Annotated in this window: 15 protein-coding genes; 9 read left to right on the top strand and 6 right to left on the bottom strand. The window is 70.8% G+C overall.

Going from position 1 to position 18,640, the window contains the following annotated elements; genetic code table 11:
- Positions 1–347: 347 nt before the first annotated feature.
- From pnp to purB, 7 genes are all read left to right on the top strand, one after another.
- Positions 348–2,516, top strand: coding sequence for a polyribonucleotide nucleotidyltransferase (gene pnp, locus OWM54_RS08470; RefSeq protein WP_248544938.1), 2,169 nt, complete (start codon positions 348–350; stop codon positions 2,514–2,516).
- 163 nt (positions 2,517–2,679) lie between these two features.
- Positions 2,680–3,468 (top strand): hypothetical protein, encoded by a 789-nt coding sequence (locus OWM54_RS08465; RefSeq protein WP_267701104.1) that lies wholly within the window; start codon positions 2,680–2,682, stop codon positions 3,466–3,468.
- A 9-nt stretch (positions 3,469–3,477) separates the two neighbouring features.
- Positions 3,478–4,488 (top strand): M23 family metallopeptidase, encoded by a 1,011-nt coding sequence (locus tag OWM54_RS08460; protein ID WP_267697163.1) that lies wholly within the window; start codon positions 3,478–3,480, stop codon positions 4,486–4,488.
- 121 nt (positions 4,489–4,609) lie between these two features.
- Positions 4,610–5,065 (top strand): dUTP diphosphatase, encoded by a 456-nt coding sequence (dut, locus tag OWM54_RS08455; protein WP_141329878.1) that lies wholly within the window; start codon positions 4,610–4,612, stop codon positions 5,063–5,065.
- A gap of 119 nt (positions 5,066–5,184) precedes the next feature.
- A complete protein-coding gene (locus OWM54_RS08450; RefSeq protein ID WP_267697162.1) occupies positions 5,185–7,788 on the top strand; it encodes a protein kinase domain-containing protein in 2,604 nt (867 codons plus the stop codon).
- Entirely contained in the window at positions 7,785–8,729 is a 945-nt protein-coding gene (locus OWM54_RS08445) for an ABC transporter substrate-binding protein (protein WP_223748801.1), read from the top strand. The genes OWM54_RS08450 and OWM54_RS08445 overlap by 4 nt, the downstream gene beginning before the upstream one ends.
- On the top strand, positions 8,726–10,039 hold the full coding sequence (gene purB, locus OWM54_RS08440; protein ID WP_223748802.1) for an adenylosuccinate lyase: 1,314 nt from the start codon (positions 8,726–8,728) through the stop codon (positions 10,037–10,039). The genes OWM54_RS08445 and purB overlap by 4 nt, the downstream gene beginning before the upstream one ends.
- A 27-nt stretch (positions 10,040–10,066) precedes the next feature.
- Here purB and OWM54_RS08435 read toward each other — a convergent pair whose 3' ends face one another.
- From OWM54_RS08435 to OWM54_RS08415, 5 genes are all read right to left on the bottom strand, one after another.
- Positions 10,067–11,026 carry a phosphoribosylaminoimidazolesuccinocarboxamide synthase gene (locus OWM54_RS08435; protein WP_267697161.1) on the bottom strand — a complete coding sequence of 320 codons (960 nt, stop codon included), beginning with the start codon at positions 11,024–11,026 and terminating at the stop codon, positions 10,067–10,069.
- A 72-nt stretch (positions 11,027–11,098) separates the two neighbouring features.
- Complete coding sequence (locus tag OWM54_RS08430; protein ID WP_141329868.1) at positions 11,099–11,689, bottom strand: hypothetical protein; 591 nt, start codon at positions 11,687–11,689, stop codon at positions 11,099–11,101.
- Positions 11,690–12,211: 522 nt separating this feature from the next.
- Entirely contained in the window at positions 12,212–12,484 is a 273-nt protein-coding gene (locus OWM54_RS08425) for a vegetative protein (protein WP_248544933.1), read from the bottom strand.
- A gap of 147 nt (positions 12,485–12,631) precedes the next feature.
- The gene (locus OWM54_RS08420) at positions 12,632–13,870 is read right to left on the bottom strand and encodes a S1C family serine protease (protein WP_267697160.1); all 1,239 of its coding nucleotides are present in this window, start codon (positions 13,868–13,870) and stop codon (positions 12,632–12,634) included.
- An 86-nt stretch (positions 13,871–13,956) separates the two neighbouring features.
- A complete protein-coding gene (locus tag OWM54_RS08415; RefSeq protein ID WP_046712255.1) occupies positions 13,957–14,238 on the bottom strand; it encodes a hypothetical protein in 282 nt (93 codons plus the stop codon).
- Between the two features lie 101 nt (positions 14,239–14,339).
- Here OWM54_RS08415 and OWM54_RS08410 point away from each other — a divergent pair, with 101 nt between their 5' ends.
- Together OWM54_RS08410 and OWM54_RS08405 are read left to right on the top strand one after the other, a co-directional pair.
- On the top strand, positions 14,340–15,416 hold the full coding sequence (locus tag OWM54_RS08410) for a BRcat domain-containing protein (RefSeq protein ID WP_141332872.1): 1,077 nt from the start codon (positions 14,340–14,342) through the stop codon (positions 15,414–15,416).
- A gap of 29 nt (positions 15,417–15,445) precedes the next feature.
- Complete coding sequence (locus OWM54_RS08405; protein ID WP_223748975.1) at positions 15,446–15,991, top strand: TlpA family protein disulfide reductase; 546 nt, start codon at positions 15,446–15,448, stop codon at positions 15,989–15,991.
- Positions 15,992–16,503: 512 nt separating this feature from the next.
- Here the strand turns inward: OWM54_RS08405 and OWM54_RS08400 are convergent.
- Positions 16,504–18,588, bottom strand: coding sequence for an OmpA family protein (locus OWM54_RS08400; RefSeq protein WP_267697159.1), 2,085 nt, complete (start codon positions 18,586–18,588; stop codon positions 16,504–16,506).
- Positions 18,589–18,640 lie beyond the last annotated feature (52 nt).

Raw genomic sequence — 18,640 nt, 5'->3', positions numbered from 1 at the left:
TTCAACCAGCGCCCCGCGCGTTTGAGAAGGACGAAGCAGTTCGAGTCGCGGTGGGTGGTGGCGGGCGAGGGAGTGGTGCCGTCGGAGGTTTTGGTTTCCGTTCGGTCCGGCTGACCTGGGGTGTGAGGTCGGCCGGTGCGATCAGGGATCAAAAGTTCCGGGACATCCCTCCGGCGCTCCGCAAGCGCCCTTCCGCAGTACAGGCTGGCGGTTGCCTGTCATGTGCCTTTTCGGGCCTTGGCGACCGCTCATACACCCCGAGGGCCCTCCCGGGGTGCCGGGTCCATTTGTCCTGGACCGGGTGCGTGCGGTGGGGTCCTCGCCCGAAGCAATACCGAGGCAAGGACATGTTGAAGAAGAGCGTCAAGATTGGCGAGAGCGAGCTGAGCATCGAGACGGGCCGTCTGGCCAAGCAGGCCGATGGCTCCGTGGTGGTCCGCTATGGCGACACCATGCTGCTCGTGACGGCGGTGAGCGCGCGGGAGAAGAAGGACATCGACTTCCTGCCGCTGACGGTGGAGTACCAGGAGAAGCTGTACTCGGCGGGTCGCATCCCCGGCAGCTACTTCAAGCGCGAGGGCCGGCTGACGGAGAAGGAGACGCTGGCCAGCCGCCTGGTGGACCGCTCCATGCGTCCGCTGTTCCCGGAAGGCTACGCGTACGAGACGCAGATCATCGCCAGCGTCATCTCCGCGGACCCGGAGAACGAGGGTGACGTGCACGGCATCACCGGCGCCTCCGCGGCGCTGTGGGTGTCGGACATCCCGTTCGACGGTCCCCTCGCGGGCATCCGCGTGGGCCGCGTGGGCGGTCAGCTGGTGGCCAACCCCACCGCGAAGCAGCGTGAGCAGAGCGACCTGGACCTGGTCATGGCGGTCAGCCGCAAGGCCATCGTCATGGTGGAGGGTGGCGCGGAGGAGGTGTCCGAGCCCGACATGGTCGCCGCGCTGGAGTTCGGCTTCCAGTCCGCCCAGCCCGCGTTGGACCTGCAGGACGAGCTGCGCCGCGCGCTGAACAAGCAGGTGCGCTCGTTCGACAAGCCGGCCTCCGTGGACGAGGCCCTGCGCGGCAAGGTGCGCGAGCTGTCGATGGACGGCATCAAGGCCGGCTACGCCATCAAGGAGAAGGGCGCGCGCTACGAGGCGCTCTCCAAGACGAAGAAGGAGACGCTCGCCAAGCTCAAGGAGCAGCTCGCGGAGGCCTACACGCCGCTGGTGGAGAAGCACGCCAAGCAGGTGGTGGAAGACCTCAAGTACGAGCACATGCGCGAGATGACGGTCAACGGTGGCCGCATCGGCGACCGTGGCCACGACGTGGTCCGCTCCATCACGTGCGAGGTGGGCGTGCTCCCGCGCACCCACGGCAGCGCGGTGTTCACCCGTGGCGAGACGCAGGCGCTCGTGGTGGCGACGCTGGGCACCAGCGAGGACGAGCAGCGCCTGGAGATGCTCGGAGGCATGTCCTTCAAGCGCTTCATGCTGCACTACAACTTCCCCCCGTTCAGCGTGAACGAGACCAAGCCGCTGCGCGGCCCGGGCCGTCGTGAAATCGGCCACGGCGCGCTGGCGGAGCGCGCGCTGCGCAACATGGTGCCCAAGAGCGAGTCGTTCCCGTACACGGTGCGCCTCGTCTCCGACATCCTCGAGTCCAACGGCTCCTCCTCCATGGCCTCCGTGTGCGGTGGCACGCTGGCGCTGATGGACGCGGGCGTCCCCATCAAGTCGCCGGTGGCCGGCATCGCCATGGGCCTGGTGAAGGAGGGCGAGAAGATCGCCATCCTGTCCGACATCCTCGGTGACGAGGACCACCTGGGCGACATGGACTTCAAGGTGTGCGGCACCACCAAGGGCATCACCTCCATCCAGATGGACATCAAGATCACCGGTCTCACCACGGAGATCATGAGCCGCGCGCTGGAGCAGGCGCGTCAGGGCCGCCTCCACATCCTGGATGAGATGCTCAAGACGCTGGCGCAGCCGCGCAAGGAGATCAGCCAGTACGCTCCTCGCATCACGACCATCCAGATTCGTCCCGAGTTCATCAAGAACGTCATCGGGCCGGGCGGCAAGGTCATCAAGGACATCATCGCGCGCACCGGCGCGGCGATTAACATCGAGGACTCCGGCCGGGTGGACATCGCCAGCGCGAACGGCGAGGCCGTGAAGGCCGCCATCGCGATGATCCAGGCGCTGACCCGCGAGGCGGAGATCGGGAAGATCTACACGGGCACGGTGCGGAAGATCGCCGAGTTCGGCGCCTTCGTGGAGCTGTTCCCGGGCACCGACGGCCTCATCCACATCTCCGAGCTGTCCGACAAGCGCGTCAAGAGCGTCTCCGACGTGCTGAAGGAGGGCGACGAGGTGCTGGTGAAGGTCGTCAGCATCGACAAGACGGGCAAGATCCGCCTGTCGCGCAAGGAGGCGATGGCGGAGCGCGCGGCGGCCCAGCAGGGCGCGGCCGACGCGGTCGCCGCCCAGCCGTCTCCCGAGGCCACGCAGCCCAACGCCAAGGCGTGATGCCCCTGGGCACCCGGGCCCGCTCGTAGGGCCTCCGGGCAGCCTCGCACCCCCTTCCGCCACTCGCGCGGGAGGGGGTGTTTTCGTTTCCGGGGAGACTGGCTTAGACCTGGACGGGGGGCGCGTGCGTTGGAGGTGCGAGCCCCGCTTCCCGGAGGCCCTGTTGCCGCCTGCTCCACCGCCCAGCTCCACTGGATTCGTCACCGACGTCTCGCGCCTGTTGGGGGCCTTCCGGTGGGCCTTCATGCCGCTGGGGCTGCTCGCGCTCGTCGCGGTGGGCGTGCACGCGGCGGCGGACACGCTGGATGACCGGCTCTTGTCGCTGGTGGACCGCGCGGACGCGGCCTTCGACGGGGTGGTGGGCCGCTACGATTGGACGGCGCCCATGGTGGAGTGGGTGTCGCTGGAGCTGCGCACGGAGATCGCGCGGGCCCTGGCCCTCCTGTGGGAGCTGGCCGCGGACCTGGTGCTGGCGCTGCCCGCGCTGGGCTACCGCGAGGCGGCGGCCGCCAGGCCCGCGGAGGCGTGGCGCGTGGCGCTGGAGGGGAAGCAGGCCCAGCCCTCGTGGCGCGCGTTGTGGCGGCGGTGTCTGCGTCAGCCCACGCCCATGCGGTGGCTCCGGCCCCTGTCCACGGCGGCGGTGGTGGTGGCGGGCGCGTGCACGGTGGCGCGGCTCCTCCAGGGCACGGTGTACCTCTCCTGGCGCGAGCTGATGGGAGACCGCGTGGCGGACGGGGGCGCGCGCGGACTGGCGCTCGTGGTGCTCGTGGGCGTGCTGGCCACGCTGGGCTGGCGCGCAGTGCTGCGAAACCTCCAGCACGCGGACGAGGCCTGCGCGAGCGTGTCCGGACGCAAGGCCTTCACCCGCGGCCTGCTCGGGTGCGCGGTGGTGGCGCCGCTGGCGGTGGCCGCGGTGCTGGACGCCTCTCCACTGCTGTCCTTCCTTCGCTAGGGGCCCGACATGTTTCCGCGCCAGGCCCGAGGACTGCTGGACTTCTTGATGGCGGTGCTGTGCGTGTGGACGGCGTACCACCACACGCCCGCGGGCGCGCTGGTGCGCAAGGCCTCCGCGTGGGCCTTCTCCACGAAGAGCACCGCGCGCCCGCTGCTCGCGTACTACGACGGCGTGACGGGCACCTCGCTGGCGGCGCCCGTGCTCGCGCCCGAAGTCTCCATCGTGCGTCCGCTGACGGACGCCGAGGCCCTGGCGTGGGGCACGCACCTGGCGCTCAAGGGCCTGGATGCGCGGGCGCGCGAGCCCTCCTTGGCGCTGGCCCAGGAGCTGGGCATCCCGATGGCGACGCTGCTGGACCCGGTGGAGGGCCCTCGCGCCGCGCGCAGGCTGCACGCGGCGCTGGCGGGGGACTTCCCCCAGGAGGAGGCGCGGCTGGCTGCCCTCTTCGTCGGCCGGGTCCCCGCACGCTACGCCGTGGAGCGGGTGGCGGCGGAGGGGCGCGCTCCGACGCTGGAGGCGCTGAACCGTCAGCTGCCGCCGGGCTTCGAGGGGGCGTCCGTGGGCGCGGCGCAGGCGCTCGCCTTGTCCACGACGTTCGGCCTGGGCTGGCCCGTGTACGAGAGCGCCCGCGTGACGAGCCCCTTCGGCGAGCGCCACCACCCGGTGCTGGGCACCCGGAAGCTGCACACGGGCGTGGACCTGGGCGTGCCCGTCGGCACGGAGGTCTCCGCGGTGGCCGAAGCCGTGGTGCGGCGCGCGAGCGAGGACGCGGTGAACGGCCGCGTGCTCGTCCTGGATCACGGGCGCGGGGTGACGACGGCGTACTGCCACAACTCGGAGCTGCTGGTGCGGGTGGGCGAGAAGGTGACGCGGGGGCAACTCATCGCCCGCTCCGGCAACACCGGGCGCTCCACCGGACCTCATCTGCACTATCAGCTCGAGCTGGCCTCCCGGCCCATGGACCCGCTCAAGTTCCGCGCCACGGTGCGCGCCATGTCCCAGGACACCGCGCCCTGAGCGCGTCCGGGCCGGGCTTCCGGACCTGGAAGCCTGCCCGAGCCTGTCGTCCCTTCCGGAGACAACCCGTGACGTCGGCGCGGGAACTGGAGACGGGGCAGGCGTGTGGTACATCCACGCCATGGCCTCGCCCTTGATTGTGCAGGTGCGCCGTGTGCGGGCGCATCCGGAGCCCTTGCCGCTTCCCCGCTACGAGACGGAGCTCGCCGCCGGGCTGGACCTGCGCGCCGACATCGACGGGGAGCGGGTGCTCCGGCCCCTGGAGCGGATGGCGGTGCCCACGGGGCTCGCGCTGGGGTTGCCCCCGGGCTACGAGGGGCAGGTGCGGCCCCGCTCCGGGCTGGCGCTGCGCCACGGGGTGACGCTGCTCAACGCGCCCGGGACGGTGGACGCGGACTATCGGGGGGAGGTGCAGGTCCTGCTGGTCAACCTCTCCAGCGAGCCCTTCACCCTGCGTCGGGGCGACCGGGTGGCCCAGCTGGTGGTGGCGCCGGTGACCTCCGTCGGCCTGTCGGAAGTCGAGGTCCTCGACGCGACGGCGCGGGGGGGGAATGGTTTCGGCTCCACCGGCCGCTAGGCCGTTCGTCGGAAGGCCCCGGCATCGTTCCTTGATGACAGGGGAGCGTGCAGAATAAGAGGCCTGGACCGCGTCCCCGCCTGCGGTCCCCCTCGACCGGCCCCTGGAGTCCGACTGCTTTGCTCTGCTACCGCTGCGGCAGCCACGTCCCCGAGACGACCGACACCTGTCCCACCTGCGGGATGAAGTACGACGCGACCGCTCGCCAGGCGGCCGGCGTCGCTCGCAAGCGTGGATTGGAAGGCGCCCCCTACAAGCCGGGGGACGTCCTCGCCGGCCGCTACGCCATCCAGGAGGTGGTGGGCTCCGGCCCCATGGGCTTCGTCTTCCGCGCGCAGGACCAGGAGATCGACGTCGAGGTCGCCCTGAAGACGGTGCACCCGCGCCTGGTCCAACAGCCCGAGGAGCGCACCCAGTTCTCGTTCTCCATGCGGGTGGGCAAGAAGCTCAACCACCCGAACCTGCTGCGCGTCTACGAGGAGGGGCTCGACGGCGAGCGGCCCTTCTTCACCATGCAGCTCCTGGAGGGCATGACGCTGCGGCGGATGATGGAGCAGCGCGCCTCGCGCGGGCAGCTCTTCTCGCTCAAGGACGTGGAGCCGCTGCTCGCGCAGATGGCGGCGGCGCTCGACGCGGCCCACCGCTTCGGCCCGCACTCCGACCTCAAGCCCGAGAACGTCATCGTCCTGCCGGATCTGCTGAAGGTGACGGACTACGGCCTGGGGCTCGCCGTGCCGCAGCTGCCCTTCGTCCAGGCGCAGAAGAGCCACCGCGCGGAGGTCTACATCGCTCCGGAGTACGTCGCGGGCGGTGAGCTGGACACGCGCATGGACGTGTACTCGCTGGGCGTCATCATGGGCGAGATGCTCACCGGCCTCGTCCCCACCGAGGGCGTGGTGCCGGGGCTGACGTCGCTGCACCCGGACCTGCCCACCTCCTTCGAGGCGCTCTACCGCCGCGCGCTCAACATCAATCCGCTGGCGCGGCCGAAGTCGGCCGGCGAGCTGCACGCCGAGTTCGCCAGCATCCTCTCGCGCTCCCCGCCCGCCGTCGTCACGCGCGTGCGTGGCGTGCCTCCGCCCTCGGGCTCGGCGCAGGCCGCGGCCATCCGCATGTCGGCCCGGCCTCCGCCGCCGGTGCCCACGGGCATGATGCCGGCGGCCACGGGCAGCGTGAGCATCCCGCCCCGGGCCACGTCGCACGAGGAGGAGCCGCCTCCGCCGGACGCCACCCAGCCGCTCGACGCCGCGACGCTGGCCGCCATCATCGGCGCCAACCCCACCGCGTCCCATCAGCACCTCACCGAGCAGGCGCTGCCGTTCATCACCGCGTCCGCGGCGAAGGCCGCCACGGAGTCCGCGCGCGCCGAGCCTCCCGCGGGCGCCCGGGGCTCGCCGGAGTCCATCATCTTCGCGCGCTCCCCGGCCGCGGAGCCCTCCGCTCCGGCGGGTGCACGAGGCTCGCCGGAGCCGGTCATCTTCGCGCGCTCGTCCGCCGCGGAGCCCTCCGCTCCGGCGGGTGCACGAGGCTCGCCGGAGTCCATCATCTTCGCGCGCTCCCCGGCCGCGGAGCCCTCGCAGCCGGGGCGCTCGGAGCCCTCCGCGCGTCCGGCGCCACGGGGCTCGGGGCAGGTCGCCTCGGCCCAGCCCCGCTCGTCGCAGAAGGCGCAGTCGTCGGGGGAGGGGAATGAGCCCGGGCCTTCCGACTCGGGGCCCCGCGCCGCGCCCGCGGGCAGACCGCTGGCGCGCACGCTGGACGCGGCGCCGGCGGTGCCGGTGCCGAGCATCCGGACGGCCCGCACGTTGGAGACCACGCCCGCGATGTCCGGCGCCCGCACCGCGCCGCGCCCCCTCGATGGCTCCCCGTCGATGTCGGGCGCTCGCACGGGGCCGCGTATCGCGCCCACCCAGCGCGCCACCCGGCCCCAGAAGTCCTCGTCCGCGCGGCGTCGCTCCATGTTCGTGTGGATGGCGGTGCTGATTGTCGGCGGGCTCGCGCTGGGCGGTGGCGGTGGCTTCCTGTTCCTGCGCTACTGGGAGGCGCGTCAGGCCGCGAAGGCCCAGGCGCCGGTCCCGTCGGCGCTCGCGACGGGGAACCCGGGCACTGACGTGGACGCGCCACCCGTCGTCGCGCTCGCGGACAAGTGTCCGCCGGAGATGCGGCTGGTGAGTGGTGGCGCCTTCCGGCGAGGCAAGTCCAAGCTGGACAACCTGGCGAAGGTGGACGAGCCCGACCAGGAGAGCGTCCAGCTGCCCTCCTTCTGCATCGACGAGTTCGAGCACCCGAACCAGTCGGGCGCGCTCCCCACGGTGAGCGTCACCTGGGAGAAGGCCAAGTCGCTGTGCGAGGCCGGGGGCAAGCGCCTGTGCAGCGAGGACGAGTGGGAGAAGGCATGCAAGGGACCGGGCCACGCGCGCTTCCCGCACGGCAACGATTACGTTCAGGGCACGTGCAACGCCAAGGTCAATCGGGTCGAGTCGGAGACGGCGCTCGCTCCCTCTGGGGCACACCCCGGCTGCGTGTCGGGCTATGGGGTGGTGGACCTCTCCGGCAACGCGGCCGAGTGGACCTCGGCCCGAATCGGGCAGAAGGGGGTCGTCCAGCGGGGCGGCGCCTTCAACCAGCACTACGAGGAGTCGCGCTGCAGCGCGCGCGCCTTCGGCCCTCCCGAGAAGGCCTCCGCCACGGTGGGCTTCCGCTGCTGCACGAGCACGCAGCCATGAGCCGCCTGGCCCTCGCGCTCCTGCTCTGTCTGGCGCCCGCGCTGGCCTGGGCCCAGAAGGGCGGCCGTCCGCAGGTGGTGGCGGTGAAGTCCGCCAACCTGGCGCCCTACACCTCGCTGCTCGCGGGCTTCTCCGCGGAGGCGCGCGCCGAGGTCCAGGAGATGACGCTCGACGAGAGTCCGGGCGCGGCCGCGCGCATCTTCAAGAAGCTGGCGGCGCAGAAGCCGGCGCTCATCCTGGCGCTGGGCCCGCTGGCCGCCAACGCCGCCCGCCGCTCGCTGGGCGAGGACGTGCCCGTCCTCTTCGCCATGGTGCCGTACTACGAGAAGTACGGCCTGGAGGGCCCCAACGTCACCGGCATCTCGCTCACCAGTGACCTGGGGCCGGAGCTGGAGGGGCTGCTCGCGGTGGCGCCCAAGGCCAAGCGCGTGGGCATGGTGCACGACCCGCGCTTCTCCGCGAGCACGGTGGCGCTGGCGCAGGCCGCGGCCGCCGCGCGGGGCCTGTCCATCCTCGCGCTGGAGGTGGACTCGCCGGGCAAGGTGGCCAAGGCGCTCGAGGGCGCCGCGGGCCGGGTCGACGCGATGCTGATGGTGGCCGACAAGACGGTGGGCAACGCGGCCGTGGTGCAGGAGCTCATCGCCTTCACGCACGCGAAGCGGCTGCCGCTCGTCGCGCTCACCCCCAGCCAGGTGAAGGAGGGCGCCACGCTGGCCCTGTCCCCCAGCCCGCTCACCATCGGCCTGCAGGCGGGCCGGCTGGCCAACCGCATCATCCACGAGAAGGTCGACCCGGGAGCGCTGGCGGTGGCGCAGCCCGAGGGGTTGGACCTGTCCGTCAACCTCAGCACCGCCAGGAAGTTGGGTCCGTCCTCCGAGTCCGTACTGGAGCTGCTCCGGTTCGCGGCGCGGAAGGACTTTGCCGTGAAGGTCTACGAGTGATTCCGCGATACAGCCGACAGGAGATGTCCAACCTCTGGTCCGACGTGGCCCGCTACCGCCGCTGGCGGGACGTGGAGCTCGCCGCGCTGGAGGGGATGGTGGAGGCGGGGCTGGCCCCTCGCGAGGCGCTGGAGGACTGCGTCGCGCGCGCCGGGGACTTCACCCCCGAGGACGCCGCGCGCATCGAGGACATCGAGCGCACGACCAAGCACGACGTCATCGCCTTCCTCACCTTCATGGAGGAGCGGGTGGGGCCCAGTGCGCGCTGGCTGCACCTGGGCATGACGTCCTCGGACGTGCTGGACACGGCGCTGGCGCTGACGCTGCGCGACGCGGTGGACCTCATCCTCCAGGACCTGGAGCGGGTGAGGGCGGCGGTGGAGAAGCGCGCCTTCGAGCACAAGCACACGCTGCAGATGGGCCGCAGCCACGGCATCCACGCGGAGCCGGTGACGTTCGGCCACAAGCTGGCCATCTGGTACGACGAGCTGGGCCGCGCGCGCACGCGCCTGCTCCACGCGCGTGAGAGCATCGCCGTGGGGAAGATCTCCGGCGCGGTGGGCACCTTCGCGCACCTGCCTCCGGCCGTGGAGGAGCGCGTCTGCGCGAAGCTGGGCCTGAAGCACGCCCCCGCCTCCAGCCAGGTGGTGCAGCGTGACCGGCACGCGGAGTTCTTCACGGCGCTGGCGCTGCTCGGCGCGAGCATCGAGAAGTTCGCGGTGGAGATCCGCCACCTGCAGCGCACCGAGGTGCGCGAGGCGGAGGAGCCCTTCACCGCCGGGCAGAAGGGCTCCAGCGCGATGCCCCACAAGCGAAACCCCATCCTCTCGGAGAACCTCACGGGACTGGCGCGCCTGCTCCGCGGCTACGCGGTGAGCGCCATGGAGGACGTGGCGCTGTGGCACGAGCGAGACATCTCGCACTCGTCCGTGGAGCGCGTCATCGGCCCGGACGCCACCATCCTCGCGGACTTCATGCTGGTGCGCTTCGCGCGGCTGATGGAGGACCTGCGCGTCTACCCCGAGCAGATGAAGAAGAACCTGGAGCTGCTCGGCGGCGTGGTGAACTCGCAGCGGCTGCTATTGGAGCTGGCGCGCAAGGGCATGGACCGGCAGGCCGCCTACGTCATCGTCCAGCGCAACGCGATGAAGCTCTACGAGCAGGGCGTGGACTTCCGGCAGGCGCTGCTCGCGGACGCGGACCTGCTCAAGATGATGACGCCCGAGGAGATCAACGACTGCTTCTCCCCGGGCTACCACACGCGGCACATGGACGACATCTTCCGCCGCGTCTTCGGCCGGAGCGAGTAGGTCGCTCCCGGCCGCGCGCTGGAGGGGCTACTTGAGGTAGCCCTTCTGGCGCAGGTTCCGCTCGATGCGCTCGTGTACGTTGCCCGGCTCGAGCGTCAGCGACGTGCCGGTGATCTGCTCGAAGGCGGCCACGTACTTGGTGGCCAGCTCCACGCGGACGTCATCGGGGATGGGCGGCGGCGTGCCCTGGCCGGAGAAGCCGCGCTCGCGGATGAGCCACTGGCGGATGTTCTCCTTGTCCAGCATGCGCTGGTCCTCGCCCCTGGCGAAGCGGGCCTCGTACTCGTCCGCCACCCAGTAGCGGCTGGAGTCCGGGGTGTGCATCTCGTCGATGACGAAGATGTCGTCGCCCACCTTGCCGAACTCGTACTTGGTATCGACCAGGATGAGGCCCCGCGTGCGCGCCCACTTCTGGCCCTCCTGGAACAGGCCCCGCGCCGCCTCGGTGATTCGCGCCCAGTCACGAGGGCTGGCGAGCCCGCGCGCGAGAATCTCCTGCTCGGAGATGGGCTCGTCGTGCTGGCCGTACTCGGCCTTGGTGGACGGGGTGATGATGGGCGTGGGGAAGGCCTCGTCCTTGCGCAGGCCCGCGGGGAAGGGCAGGCCGTAGGCGGTGTGCGTGCCCTTCTCGTAGTCGCGCCACAGGCTGCCGGTGAGGTAGCCGCGAATCACCACCTCCACCGTGAAGGGCGTGCAGGCGCGCGCCACGGTGACGTTGGCGTCCGGCACGTCCAGCACGTGGTTGGGGCAGATGTGCTTCGTGCGCTCGAACCAGAAGGCCGCGAGCCGGTTGAGCACCTCGCCCTTGAAGGGGATGGTGGTGAGCACGTGGTCGAACGCGGAGAGCCGGTCCGTCGTCACCAGGACCAGGCTGTCGCCCTGCCGGTACGTGTCACGGACCTTGCCGCGGTAGTGCTGGCCGAGCGCCGGCAGGTCCACCTGCCGGAGCGTGAGGGGAAGCTGAGCGTGAAGTGCGGAGGTATTCAAAGGCGCCTCGCGGCCCGCCCCTCGGGAAGGTGAAGTCCAGCAGGGAGAGGGGGCTGCTTCGGGCGCGGGACTCTACTGGAGCGCGGCCGGCATGGAAGCAGGACCGTAGGCCGCCGCCAGGTAGAGGAAGGCCGGGTTGATGCGCAGGATGCCGTCCACGTAGGCGACCGCGTAGGGCGCTCCGGACGCGCGGTCCACCTGCACCGCACTCTCGGGCTGGATGCCCCAGTGCGCGAGCAGCGTGCGGGCCACCAGCTCCGCCGCCTCCCGCTCGGACAGCCCCTGCAGGCTCTCGCGGCGGTCTTCCGGCCAACGCTCGCCCGCCCGGGCCTCCAGCACCAGCTGCAGCCCCTTGCCCGCGTCCGGCGCCTGGAACAGGTCCATGCGCGCGTCGAAGCCCGGAGCCGCGAGCAGCTCGCCGTCCTGGCTGATGGGGAAGAGCACCAGCGCCTGCGCCGCCTGCCCGGCCTCCAGGTCCGACTGCCTCGCCACCTCGCGGAACATCTCCAGGCGCGTGGCGGGGGACTCGAACTCCATGAACTCGGGCGGATGCGTCAGGGCCTGACGGACGCTCATCGTCGCGCGCGCGGGTGTCCCCGCACCGCCACAAGCGGTGAGGACCGAGACGAGCGAGAGGAGCAACCCAGGGAGCCAGCGACGCATACGGGCGGGAATATACCGATCTGCTTCAGGATCAACCAGCGAAACTCGGCGGCATGCGTCCAAGGGAGCATCTCTCCGGTGTCGTGCTCCCAACGTGCCCGCCAGGGAATCTTCCCGCCTCGTTTCCCGAGGACGGGTCACTACCGCCCCGCCCGCACCGCGGAGCCACTCCACCGTTCGCCATGACGCGATGTGGGCGCTCGACGCCCGTCGTCAGGCGTCGTCGCTGCGCGCACCTAGAGAGGCGGGTGTACGAGGACGGACACCACCGGGCGCACCCCGGTGACGCGGCGCACGTGGACCTCACGACACCGGGCTTTCGGCGCGCGCGGACGCGAGCCCTGAGGTCCGAGGTGTCCGGCGGAAGCCTCTTCGGGATGCTGTGTGGGATTCGGTGCGGCGAGCCCGGTGCGAGGCGGAGCGGAGCTCACGTCCTTCCAGCACGACGAGGCCGCGGTGGCGCGGGGGACTGCTCCCTGCATGAGAGGGAGACACGCGCCCCCGGCGCCGGATGCGGACGACTTACGCCGCGTCCTTCTTGAACGCCTCGCCGTGGTGCTTCTCGCACAGGCCGGCCTTGAACGTCTTGATGCGGCACTCCGGCTTGGAGCAGGTGCGGTAGCGCGAGTGGGGCAGCTCGCCCTGGCGCCACTGCTTGAAGTGGAAGAAGCAGTAGTTCTTGGCGCGGTAGGGGCGCTTGCAGCCCTCGATGGTGCACGCCTTCTTGCCGCCGCCCTTCGCGGTGCGCGGCCAGTGGGTGAGCTTCTTCTGGGTCGTCGGGGTGGCCTCGGCCATTGTGGAACTCTCCTGCGAAACGATGCGAGAACCGCGGCGCCACACGGGGTGGACCCGCCGCCGGGTACGAAAAAGGCGCACTGTCTAGCGCCCATGCCACCCGAACGCAAGGACACGCGGGAAGACCCGTGTGGGCTCGGGGCGGCCTCAGGGCGCCGGAGCGCCGTCTTCGGAACCCCAGTCGTCCGGCTCGACTTCCGGCGCCGCTGGCGGCTGCACCTTCTTCCGGGGAACGGGCGACAGCAGGTCGTCCAGCACGGACTGGGCCCCGGCGGGCCGGCGTCCCTGACGGTGGGCGGCCAGCGCGGTGGCGGGCTGCTCGGTCGGCATCTCCTCCAGCTTCACCTTGAGGTACAGGGGCTTGCCCAGCCGGTTGACGCGCAGCCGCACGTCATGGCCCACGCCCCGGGCCGCCACCTGCCAGCGCAGCGTGTGCGCGCGCTTCACGCGCCGGGTGTCGAGCCCGACGATGACATCCCCGCTGTGCAGGCCGGCGCGCTCGCCCGGGCCGCCCTCCACCACCTCCGTCACCACCACGCCCGGGCCCTGGCGGAGGTTGAACTCCTCGGCCACCTCCGGCGAGAAGTCCTGCACGCTGATGCCCAGCCAGCCCCGGCGCACGCGCCCGTGGGCCTTGAGCTGCGGAATCACCGTCTTCGCGATGTCGATGGGGATGGCGAAGCCGATGCCCTGGCCCGCGACGTTCACCGCGTTGGCCACCGCCACCACGTCGCCGTGCAGGTCCAGCACGGGGCCACCCGAGTTGCCCGGGTTGATGGAGGCGTCCATCTGCATGTAGTCGAAGTCGCCGTCGCGCCCGTTGGGCGTCACGTCCGTGCGGCCCATGTAGCTGACCACGCCCACCGTCACCGAGTGGGACAGGCCGAACGGATTGCCGATGACGACAATCCAGTCCGCCGAGCGCACGTGCGACGCGGAGGCGAGCTTGAGCACCGGCAGCCGGCGCGGCGCCTCGATCTTCAACAGCGCGCAGTCGGTGCGGTTGTCCTCGCCCACCACCCGGGCCAGGTACTCCTCCGCGTAGCCGCGCGGGTGCATGACGGAGACCATGACCTCGGAGGCGCCCTCCACCACGTGCGCGCTGGTGAGGATGTAGCCGTCCGCGTGGATGATGAAGCCCGAGCCGATGCCCTTCTGGGGCTCCTCGCCCGCGGGCGTCTCGTCACTGAGCTGCCGCGTGGTGATGGAGACCACCGAGGGCATGGCCCGTCGGGCCACCTCGCTCAGGGTGGCTCGCTGGTTGTTCAGCGAACGATTCTGCGCCTCGAGCCACAGCCGGCCGCGACCGGCGGCCTCCGCCGGTGTGGCCAGCGCGCACACGAGCGCGCCAAGAATGACGAATCTGTTGAAAGGAGCCCCGTTCATGCCCCACCTCCGCCCCGACGCCGCCCATCCACCGGGTGCAACCTAGGGAGGGGAGTCGTGTCGCGGAAGCGGGCCTGTCCGCCAGGCTACTTCTTCTGGGCGATGATTCGGTTGACCGCCGCGCGGTCCTCCGCGGTGATCCGCTCGCGCGGGGCCGCATCCGTCGACCGCGAGACAGCGCCCTTGGCGTCCTCGTACGCGTCCTCCAGCCCCTCCTTCATCCGATCAACGGTGTCGGGCTTCACGGCGCGCTTCCAGGTCCGCTCCATGTGCTGCAGCGGCGTCCTGCCGTCCACCTGCCCCGAGGACAGGAAGATGCCGAGCCCCACCGCGCAAGCCGTCCAGACGATGAACTTCAAAGCTCCCATGCTCACAGCCTCCCACGTCGTCTTACATGAGGCGGCGGTGCGTGGCCAGTTTCCGACCGGGGGTGTGTCATCCGCGCTGACAGGGGGGCGGACGGCACTTAATGTCCGCGGGCTTGCAGCCCGAAGAACTCTTCCAGGCCGCCCGGACGCGGGCGGCGCAGATGGACGTGGGACGTGGAGACGCGGTGGTGGAGCGTATCCGGGCGTCCGCGTCGGCGTTGTTCACCCGCATCCCCGAGCCCCCCGTGTACCGGCGGGCCGAGGACCCTTCGCGCAAGGCCGCCCAGGCGTTGTTGCCGGAGATGGAGAAGGTGTTGGCGGAGGCGCTCGCCGCGGGGCGTGAGCCCTCGATGGCGCCCGCGCTGGAGAAGCTGGTGGCGGCGCTGCTCGCGCACGGCGAGGCCCTGTGTCACACGGCGGGCGGGCGGCTGGAGGCGGCGGAGACCGCGTGGCGACGCGCGCAGGAGCTGGAGCGCGCCGCGCATCCGACGCGGCACCTGGTGACGTCACCGCCACGGCCTCCGCCGGTGTTCGACAAGACGTCGGGAGGCTCGCGGTACGACCCCCGGCCCGCGCCGCAGGCGAGCGTGAAGCTGGTGTGCCCCAACACGGGGTGCAAGCGGGTGGGGGACTACGCCTTCCTGACGAACCACGCGTACAACCGCTTCGTGTGCCCGGTGTGTGGCACGCCGTTCCTCGCGTACTTCGGGGAGCTGCGCGGGTTGGAGGTGGAGGTCCGGCGCAGCTCGAAGCGCTACTTCTTCACGGTGGACGAGGTGGGCTCCACCAACTCGTCGCGCATCGAGTTCGAGGAGGCGAGCGGACAGGAGTTCCCCGCGGCGCGCAGGGATTTGCTCGGCTTCTTGTACACGGAGGCGCGGGAGCTGAAGGTGGTGGTGAACCTCACCAACCAGCGGCTCATGTGGGTGAGTCCGGCGTCCTCGTGTTTCGTGGCGACGGTGGCGTTCGGTGAGGGGGCGCCGGAGCTGGTGGCGTTCCGGGCGTACCGGGACGACGTGCTCCGGAAGAGTGTGCTCGGGCGCGGGTTCATCCGTGGCTACTATCGCTTCGGCCCGGACGTGGCGCGGTGGGTGTCACGCAGGCCGGTGGCGCGGAGCGGAGTGCGCTGGATGTTGAGGCAGGTGCATGACCGCCTGACCAGGAGTGGATTTTCGTGACGCAGCAAGGAATCGGCGCGCCGCCGCCCATGAAGCCGACGGGCGTGGGGACGAAGGTGTTCATGGCCCTGCTCGCCGGACTGGGGCTGGCGGGGGTGGTGTACCTGGGCGTGCTGGAGGCGCGTCGCTCGCAGCTCGTGCCGGATGGCGCGGCGGCGCCCTCGTTCGAGATGAAGCGCCACGAGGGCGGCGTGTTGAAGCTGGAGGAGCTGCGGGGCCAGGTGGTGATGCTGGACTTCTGGGCGACGTGGTGTCCGCCGTGTCGCGAGGAGATGCCGGCGTTGGTGAAGCTGGCGAAGGAGTACGAGTCGCAGGGGCTGGTCTTCCTGGCGGCGAGTCGTGACGACGGCGACATGGCGCCGAAGCTGGTGGACAACTTCATCCGCCGTCACCTGCCGGACCTGAAGCCCTACGTCGTCTACGCGGACGACGACATGGCGCGGGCGTTCGAGGTGAACGCGCTGCCGACGCTCTACTTCCTGGACCGTGAGGGCAAGGTGACCGACGCGCAGCGCGGCGCCCTGTCCGAGGACGCCCTGCGCCGGCGCATCGAGCGGGCGCTCAAGCAGCAGTAGCGGGGGAGGGCCTGGCGTCCCTCGTGGATGCCTCGACGGGCGCTGGCTGGGGCGCGGCGCTCAGCGTGATGCCTCACGCGCGCAACACGCGGATGCGCGAGCAGGACCGCAATGCTCGGGACGAACGCGCCGATGAGGGGGCCACGAGCGGATGTGTAGGCAGGACTGCGGCGCTCGGGACGACGAGCCCACGTGGGTGCAACGAGCGGATGCGCAAGCAAGATTGCTGCGCTCGGGACGAACGCGCCCACGCGGAAGCAGCGAGCGGATGCGCAAGCAAGATTGCTGCGCTCGGGATGACGAGCCCACGTGGGTGCAACGAGCGGATGCGCAAGCAAGATTGCTGCGCTCGGGACGAACGCGCCCACGCGGAAGCAGCGAGCGGACGCGCAGGCAGGACTGCGCTGCGGCGCACGAGATGAATGCGCCGGCTCGGATGCATCGAGCAACGCCCCTGAACACGCGGCGCACCGCGAGACGCTGAGGTCTCGCGGCGCCGCGAGTGAGGCGGGTTACTTCCCTGGAGTCGCCGGCTTCGGGGTGCTCTCCGGTGCCTTGGTCGCCGGAGCCGTCTTCGAAGCATCCTCGGGGGGCTTCGTCGCAGGCGGAGCCGCAGCCGGCGCTGTCTTCGCCGCAGGAGCCGTCGCGGGCGCAGGCTTCGAAGAACTCTCAGGAGGCTTCGTCGCCGGAGCAGGCGCACTCTTCGCCGCACTGTCAGGAGTCTTCGTCGCCGGCGGAGTCGCGGGCGCGCTCTTCGCGCCACCCTCGGGAGGCTTCGTCGCCGGAGCCTCCTTGCCCGCCGGAGGCTGCTGTCCCGCGGGGACGACGGTCTCCCGACCCTCGGTCTCCACCTCGGAGCGGATGAGGCGGAAGTCGACGCGGCGGTTCTTCGCGCGACCCAGCGCGGTGTCGTTCGTCGAGATGGGCCGGTCGAAGCCGAAGCCCTCCGAGCTCAAGCGCTTGCGGTCGATGCCCTTGCCCACCAGGTACTCGAGCACCGAGCGAGCCCGCTTGTCCGACAAGCCCATGTTGAGCTGCCGCGAGCCGCGGTTGTCCGTGTGCCCTTCGATGAGCACCGGTCCGAGCGTGGGATTCTTCCGCAGCACCGTGGCCACCTCGTCCAGCAGCGGATACGAGCGCTTCTGGATGACGGCCGAGCCCGTCTCGAACAGCACGTTGCCCTTGATGCGGATGCGGTCCGACTCGACGAACACGTACGGCGGCGAGTCGAACGGGCAGCCGTTGTTCTCCGGCGGGCCGAACATGTCGGGGCAGTCGTCCTCGTTGTCGGGCACCTCGTCGCCGTCCGTGTCCGGGCAGCCGTCGTAGTCCTTCGGGCCGGGCTTGTCCGGACACTTGTCGAACTGGTCGGTGATTCCGTCGCCGTCGGTGTCCACCTCGGGGCAGCCCTTGAGCTCCTTCGTCCCCTTCACGTTGGGGCAGCTGTCCTCGCCGTCCACGATGCCGTCGTCGTCGTTGTCCGGGTCCGGGCAGCCATCGCTGTCCATGAACCCGTCCTTGTCCTCGGGCTCGTTGGGGCAGCGGTCCCGGTTGTCGGGCACGTTGTCTCCATCCGAGTCCACGAAGCTCTGGTCGTAGCGCAGCCCGAACATCACGCGCAGCGCCTCGCGCCCGTAGCCCGTGGTGAGGTTGATGCCGCGCCCCACGTTCAGCTCCAGCCCCCAGTTGCCCCAGACCTTCGTGCGGGCGCCCACGAGCACCTCCCACGGCGTCTTGAGCGTGTCGGACTGGTCGAAGTTGAACGGGCGCACCAGCGGCGTGGCGATGTGCATCTCGGCCGTGGCCTGCACGTCCGTGAAGCGGCCCATGTTCGGCAGCTCCGCGATGACACCACCGCCGAGCGTCAGCTCGTCATCCACGAGCAGGTTCAGGTACTGGGCCTCCTTGCGAATCCGCACGCCCGCGTTGCCGACGACGCGGATGGGGATGGGCAGCACCTCGAAGCGCTGCTCCACCGCCAGTCGCGGCGCGAAGAGGAAGCCCCGCTCACCCGTGAAGCTGTCCGCGGAGCCCGTGGGCGCGCGAACCTCCGCGATGAGCGACAGGCCCACCGGGAACTTCTCGCGGTCCAACAGGTGCACGCGAGGCACCACGCGGATGTCCCCGAGCGTGGTGCGACTGACGCCCGCCGCGCCCGGGAAGTTCGGCGCGTCGAGCGCGTCCCGCAGCAGCTGGAAGTTGTCGCCCTGCAGGAGGGTGACGGGCAGGTCGACGCCAATCTCCAGCCGCTCGTGGAGCTGATAGGCGAACAGCAGGTGCGCGTCGAGCCGGTACGGCAGCAGGTCGCCGAGCTTCTCGTCGCCGAGCTTCAGGGCGAGGATTCGCCAGTTGAAATCGAACAGCAGCGCGCCGCGGAAGCTGCCCACGGGCTCACCGCCGTAGGTGCCCTCGAGCGCGATGCCGCTGTTCTGTGCGGTGGTCGGCTTGTTGGGCACGGCGTCGAAGCCGCGCGTGAAGGGGTTTGTTTGAGCGTGGGCCGCTACCGAGGCCAGAACGAGGCCGAGCAGGGCGAGTCGGGCGACGGAGCTGCGCAGGGGCCGCCACCAGGAGAAAGGGCCGGAGCTGGTGCCTCGCATGATGGCAGCTCATACCATCGGCTCCCGAGGGGCGGAAACAAATGACCCACCC

The sequence above is a fragment of the Myxococcus sp. MISCRS1 genome (genome assembly GCF_026626605.1).
In the GTDB taxonomy this organism is placed as follows: Bacteria; Myxococcota; Myxococcia; order Myxococcales; family Myxococcaceae; genus Myxococcus; species Myxococcus fulvus.
Note: the sequence above shows the minus strand (reverse complement) of the source record. Positions and strands in the feature narration are given on the sequence as shown.

Coding starts and splice junctions, on each gene's coding strand:
- OWM54_RS08420 (WP_267697160.1), bottom strand. CDS start 13,870: ATGAACGGGGCTCCTTTCAACAGATTCGTCATTCTTGGCGCGCTCGTG.
- OWM54_RS08400 (WP_267697159.1), bottom strand. CDS start 18,588: ATGCGAGGCACCAGCTCCGGCCCTTTCTCCTGGTGGCGGCCCCTGCGC.
- OWM54_RS08405 (WP_223748975.1), top strand. CDS start 15,446: ATGAAGCCGACGGGCGTGGGGACGAAGGTGTTCATGGCCCTGCTCGCC.
- OWM54_RS08430 (WP_141329868.1), bottom strand. CDS start 11,689: ATGCGTCGCTGGCTCCCTGGGTTGCTCCTCTCGCTCGTCTCGGTCCTC.
- OWM54_RS08445 (WP_223748801.1), top strand. CDS start 7,785: ATGAGCCGCCTGGCCCTCGCGCTCCTGCTCTGTCTGGCGCCCGCGCTG.
- OWM54_RS08460 (WP_267697163.1), top strand. CDS start 3,478: ATGTTTCCGCGCCAGGCCCGAGGACTGCTGGACTTCTTGATGGCGGTG.
- OWM54_RS08410 (WP_141332872.1), top strand. CDS start 14,340: ATGTCCGCGGGCTTGCAGCCCGAAGAACTCTTCCAGGCCGCCCGGACG.
- dut (WP_141329878.1), top strand. CDS start 4,610: ATGGCCTCGCCCTTGATTGTGCAGGTGCGCCGTGTGCGGGCGCATCCG.
- pnp (WP_248544938.1), top strand. CDS start 348: ATGTTGAAGAAGAGCGTCAAGATTGGCGAGAGCGAGCTGAGCATCGAG.
- OWM54_RS08425 (WP_248544933.1), bottom strand. CDS start 12,484: ATGGCCGAGGCCACCCCGACGACCCAGAAGAAGCTCACCCACTGGCCG.
- OWM54_RS08415 (WP_046712255.1), bottom strand. CDS start 14,238: ATGGGAGCTTTGAAGTTCATCGTCTGGACGGCTTGCGCGGTGGGGCTC.